The organism is Bacillus sp. JJ1521 (genome assembly GCF_036965165.1).
Lineage (GTDB): Bacteria > Bacillota > Bacilli > Bacillales > Bacillaceae_L > Ferdinandcohnia.
The window spans coordinates 1-5,668 of the sequence record NZ_JBALOX010000168.1 but is presented as its reverse complement, the minus strand read 5'-3'; the positions used below and the strand labels follow the sequence as shown (position 1 = coordinate 5,668).

4 protein-coding genes and 2 pseudogenes are annotated in these 5,668 nt (G+C 36.0%); 2 read left to right on the top strand and 4 right to left on the bottom strand.

Annotated features, from left to right (window positions below; translation table 11 throughout):
- Together V7147_RS20020 and V7147_RS20015 are read left to right on the top strand one after the other, a co-directional pair.
- Window positions 1-379, top strand: a pseudogene (locus V7147_RS20020) (dihydroxy-acid dehydratase domain-containing protein); the annotation flags it as partial.
- A 145-nt stretch (window positions 380-524) separates the two neighbouring features.
- Window positions 525-1,067, top strand: a complete 543-nt coding sequence (locus tag V7147_RS20015) for a transcription repressor NadR (RefSeq protein WP_335369575.1) — start codon at window positions 525-527, stop codon at window positions 1,065-1,067.
- A gap of 45 nt (window positions 1,068-1,112) precedes the next feature.
- Here the strand turns inward: V7147_RS20015 and htpG are convergent, their stop codons facing one another.
- The 4 genes and pseudogenes from htpG to V7147_RS19995 form a co-directional block, all read right to left on the bottom strand.
- Entirely contained in the window at window positions 1,113-2,993 is a 1,881-nt protein-coding gene (htpG, locus tag V7147_RS20010; RefSeq protein WP_335369574.1) for a molecular chaperone HtpG, read from the bottom strand.
- A gap of 108 nt (window positions 2,994-3,101) precedes the next feature.
- Entirely contained in the window at window positions 3,102-4,025 is a 924-nt protein-coding gene (locus V7147_RS20005; protein WP_335369573.1) for a CBASS cGAMP-activated phospholipase, read from the bottom strand.
- Window positions 4,026-4,118: 93 nt separating this feature from the next.
- Window positions 4,119-4,316: pseudogene (locus V7147_RS20000) on the bottom strand (SelT/SelW/SelH family protein); the annotation flags it as partial.
- Between the two features lie 48 nt (window positions 4,317-4,364).
- On the bottom strand, window positions 4,365-5,668 hold a 1,304-nt coding region (locus V7147_RS19995), incomplete at its 5' end, for a SelB domain-containing protein (protein WP_335369572.1).

The window sequence follows — 5,668 nt, the reverse complement described above, 5'->3', positions numbered from 1 at the left end:
CATTCGCTATGAAGGCCCTAAGGGTGGTCCTGGAATGCCAGAAATGCTTGCACCAACATCTCAAATCGTTGGTAGAGGTCTTGGAGCAAAAGTTGGCTTAATTACAGACGGACGTTTCTCAGGTGCATCAAGAGGTATCTCAATCGGACATATCTCTCCAGAAGCTGCTGAAGGTGGTCCAATCGCGTTCGTTCAAGATGGTGACATGATTGAGCTTGATTTAAATAATCGTAAAATAACATTAGAAATCTCTGATGAAGAATTTGAAAAACGTAAAGCAGAGTGGAAAGGCTTTGAACCAAAAGTGAAAAAAGGCTATCTAGCTCGCTACTCAAAACTCGTTACAAATGCTAGCACTGGTGGAGTTATGAAAATTTAATCTTTTTTAACCCTATTTAAAAACAGCCCGGTTCATTTCTGAATCAGGGCTGTTTTTTTGCAATTACAAGAATTGTGCTGTAAAGAACTTGTTGGTAAACTATATAAAAAAGAAGTCTCTTATAGCTTTAATTGGAGTGAAAAAAATGAGTACAGATAAAAAACTATTGGGGGAAAAACGGAGAGAATCGATTATTAAATGGTTGAAGGAAAGCCCTACCCCGATCATTGGTGAGGAACTATCAAAACGAGCAAATGTGAGCCGCCAGGTAATCGTTCAGGATATTTCATTATTAAAAGCGAAAAATGAGCCAATTGTTGCTACTAGCCAGGGATATATCTATTTGCAGGAGCCATCAAAAAGTGATACCATTTCAAGAATTATTGCGGTAAAACATACTTCTGAGCAAACTGCTGATGAGCTTAATATCTTGGTTGATCACGGTGTGACTGTTCGGGATGTGGTTGTTGAGCATCCTGTATATGGGGATATTACGGGGTCGTTAATGATAAGGAATCGGTTTGAGGTGAAACGTTTTATTGAAAAATTATCTGAAACCAATGCCTCCCTTCTATCATTATTGACGAATGGAGTGCACCTACATACAATTGAGGCGGATTCCATTGAAAAACTTGATGCAGCCTGTGAAGCATTACTTAAAGTTGATATTTTATTAAATGATCAATAAGCTAAGAAAAGCAACAGCCCATTATTACGGACTGTTGCTTTTTTGTTAGACCATAATCTTGCAAATATCATTTGTAAATTCAACTGGGTCTTGAATTGGTAGACCTTCGATTAATAATGCTTGGTTGTACAATAAGTGAGTGTACAAATCTAGCTTCGTTTTATCAGTTTCAAATGCATTTTTTAATGATTGGAAAACCTCATGATGGACGTTAATTTCTAACACTTTATCAGCCTTAATATTTTGATTGTCAGGCATTGCATTCAAAATTTTCTCCATTTCGATAGAGATTTCACCATCGGTTGATAAGCAAACTGGATGTGTTTTTAGACGTTTAGAAATTCTCACATCGGTTACCTTATTAGCTAATGCATTTTTCATGTATTCAAATAGCTCTTTGTTTTCGCTTTGCTCTTCTTCTGTTACTTTGTCACTTTCATTTGGTTCAAAGCCTAAATCACTGCTTGATACGGATTTGAATTCCTTTTCCTTATAATTCATAAGCATTTTAATCGCAAACTCATCAATATCCTCAGTGAAATAAAGAATTTCATAGCCCTTATCAGTAACTAATTCGGTTTGTGGTAGTTTATCGATGCGTTCAACAGAATCACCTGTAGCATAATAAATGTATTTTTGATCCTCGGGCATTCTTGAAACATATTCATCTAATGTAACAAGCGTTTTCTCTTTTGAAGAATAGAACAGTAATAAATCTTTGAGTGTCTCTTTGTTACTTCCGAAATCACTGTACACACCAAATTTTAACTGGCGACCAAAGCTATCATAGAACTTCTCGTATTTTTCACGTTCATTTTTTAACATGCTTTGTAATTCGCTTTTGATTTTTTTATTGATGTTTTTCGAAATTAGCTTTAATTGGCGATCCTGCTGAAGCATTTCTCTTGAAATATTAAGCGATAAATCCTCAGAATCTACCAATCCTTTTACAAAGCTAAAATAATCTGGAAGTAGGTCTGCGCATTTGTTCATAATTAAAACGCCATTTGAGTAGAGTTCGAGTCCCTTTTCATATTCCTTTGAGTAATAATCAAATGGAATATTTTCAGGAATATACAAAATGGCATTGTAGCGGATTGTTCCGTCAACACTAATATGAATATGCTTTAAAGGCTTATCAAATCCATAATGCTTTTCATTATAAAATTTTTCATAGTCTTCATCAGTTAGCTCACTTTTGTTCTTACGCCATATAGGAACCATGCTGTTTAGGGTTTGTTCTTCAGTTACCTCTTCATATTCAGATTCGCTTCCCTCTTTAAGCTTGCTAGTAGTTACGTCCATCTTAATTGGATAGCGGATGAAATCTGAATATTTTTTGATGATTGATTTTAAGCGGTATTCCTCTAAAAATTCATCATAGGATTCGTCTTCAATGTTTTCCTTGATTTTTAAAATAATATCAGTTCCAACAGTCGCTTTTTCCACAGTTTCAATCGAGTATCCATCGGCACCTTTCGATTCCCATTTGTACGCTTCTTCACTGCCAAGTGCTTTACTAATAACAGTCACCACATCAGCCACCATAAAAGCTGCGTAAAACCCGACACCGAATTGTCCAATGATATCATGTCCGTCTTTGATTTCAGTTTCGTTTTTAAAAGCTAGTGAACCACTTTTTGCAATTGTTCCTAGGTTTGTTTCAAGTTCTTCCTTAGTCATACCAATACCAGTATCTGAAATGGTAAGGGTTCTGTTTTCTTTATCAGCTACGATTTTGATGAAATAGCTGTCCTTATCAAATTGATAGCGGTCATCAGTTAACGCCTTATAATAGATCTTATCAATTGCATCGCTGGAGTTTGAAATTAACTCTCGTAAAAATACTTCTCGCTGCGAATAAATGGAGTTGATCATCATTTCTAATAACCTTTTAGATTCTGCTTTAAACTGTTTCTTAGACATACCTAGTTCCCCTTTCTGATAAAAAAATATGATGATTTTGATTAGCACTCACAACCTCGGAGTGCTAACACCCAATTTTTAAATATCATATTTTTTATTCTCTGTCAATCAATTCGATATTTCTTTGTTCAAAAATAGAACTATTTCCTCTTTATGTTTTTGAAACGTTTGGTCTGCGAGCCTAACTAGAAAATCGACATATTCAAGGGCGTCAAATGGGACCTCCTGGCCAAGGTCTTCGTTAATTCGAAAATAGTTACCACCAAGTAAATGCTGGCAATGATAGGTTATAGATTCTGATGATAGATGCAGGGCAAGATCTAATAACTTCGGTGTCATTTTCATCGATGGTAGATGGAATGGCAGCCATTGAGTTACGCCCCACTTATTCTTCGTTTCAATTGAAAAATCAATTTTTTGTAGTCCAGTCCCAATCGACATTATTTGAATGTCCGTTAAATCCTTTTTAAAATGGTGTTGAGCCTCGGTGATACAAACGAGCGATGGATTATTTGCCCAAAGTCCACCATCAATTGCTAAATAGTTATTTTTAATATTATTTGGTGGGAAAAAGACGGGTGCTGAACATGATGAAAGAACGGCATCCCAAAGCTTAATAGAATGGTCGTCCTGTTCAGCATTTCCATAATTTGTTCGGTGGACAAATGGTTTTCCATGAGTAATATCAACTGTTGGGATTAGCAAAGGTTTTCTTATATCAAACAATGTTATTTCTCCGAACGCTTCTTGAATATAGTGTCGTAAATATCGATCACTGTAGACACTTTTTAGAAAGCCTATTTTCGACTGTTTTGTAAATATCTTTTCACCATATTTGATATAGCTTTCTTGTACCTCCCCCATGTCCAGTTCTAGCGTTGCAGAAGCAGCGATAATCGAACCTGTACTTGTTCCTGCAATCATATCAAACATATCAGAAATGGGTTGTTTATATTCTTTTTCTATCGCACGTAAAATGGCAACCGCATAGACTCCGCGAATTCCGCCACCATCAATGCATAGGATTTTCATATTTTTCACCTATTTAAAGAGTTTTCTTATTAGTATTTCCTTAGGGTTAAGTAGGTATAAGTAGCAAAAAAAGATGCCATGTAAAAAGGCATCCTACGCTTGTTCCATTGTTGATATGATTTCTTCTGGTGTTGGGAATCGGCCAATTTCTTTTTTTGAGAAGACCTTCTCCCCATTTACAGTCACTTCAAATACCCCACCTGAGGAAGGAATGAGTTCGAAGTTAGAAATATTGTGTCTAAAATGTATGAATAGTTTTTCCGCAAGACCTGCGGCTTTTGGTGCGTAGTTTCACTGCATGTAAAATTAGATAGATACCTTGTACATCATGAATACCTCCTATTTATTTATCCAAACTCGATTCCCTTCTTCACGAATTGTAAGTTTCTGATCATCAAGTAATTCTAGGAAAGGAATGAGATATTTACGAGAGAGTGAAAGTATTTCTTTTGCCTCTGACAAGCTAAAAGTTTCAGCTGTTTCTGCTTTTAATACATCAACAGCTTTGTCGAAGGCGTTTTTGTGAATCAATGTTTCCTCGTTCAGTAAGAATGCTTGATTCGTTTTTAATAGATATGTCTTAAGTTCGTTTGCTGCTTGATTCGAAAGGTTACCCTGATAAATATAATCTATCCATTTTTTAGGCTGGATACCGTCATTGATTAGTGACGAAGCAACTACCTCCATAGGACCTTTAGAAAGACTCGGGTTAAAGCTTGATAGTGATAAATATTGGTCTTGTTTTTTCATTTCATTGGTTTGTAACAGTTCAATTATACAGAACTCAATTAAATTTTTATTTTGACCAAGCACTTGAAGAAGTTGGGCTTTACTCATACCTATTCGTAAAGGAAATTCTTTGTGATAATCTTTTAATTTATTTAAGATAATTTCATTAAGTTTAGCGATCGTTCTTATTAAGCTATAGACATTTTCAGAGATTTCGATGTATTTACCCGATTTAAGACCGGCTGATACAATCTCGTCTACTTCATCCTCTTGTAATGAGGAAAGCTGGATTAGTTGAAGTTTTGATAATTGTTGGTTTTTAAAAAGCAAATCATCCAAAATTTCTGAAGGTGAACTTTCCAATTGTTTTTTGAGCATAGTGATCGTTTCTTCACCAAATCGGTATTTCTGCGCAGCAGGCTGAATAATCCATCCCCCACCAAGTGTTTCAACTGGAGTAGGTCTTCGTAAAATAAATCTGTCCCCACGGCGAACGAAAATTTCTTCCTCTAATCGAATCTGACAAAGTATTTCTTCAGCTGATTCTTTGGCTTCATTTCGATCAAAAAAGACAATTTTTCCGTAAGCTTCTGTCGTTCCAACATGCAGTTTAACGGGAGAGCGCTGTTTAAGCGGGACTGCTAGTGTCGAAACGAGCTGTAGAGCGATGTCGATGGTGTTTGTCACTTGATAGTTTTCCGAATCAACAAGGACATCACCACGTTTTATTTCCTCTTTTGTAACTCCGGTAATATTTAGAGCTACTCGTTGTCCCGCTTGTGCTTTTTCTGTTTCCTGATTATGTACCTGGATTTGCCGTATTTTTATCTGTTTCTCTGATGGCAAAAATGTTAATTGACTGTCTCTAGTCACAACACCTTCAAAAACCGTCCCCCTAACAATAGTTCCATGTC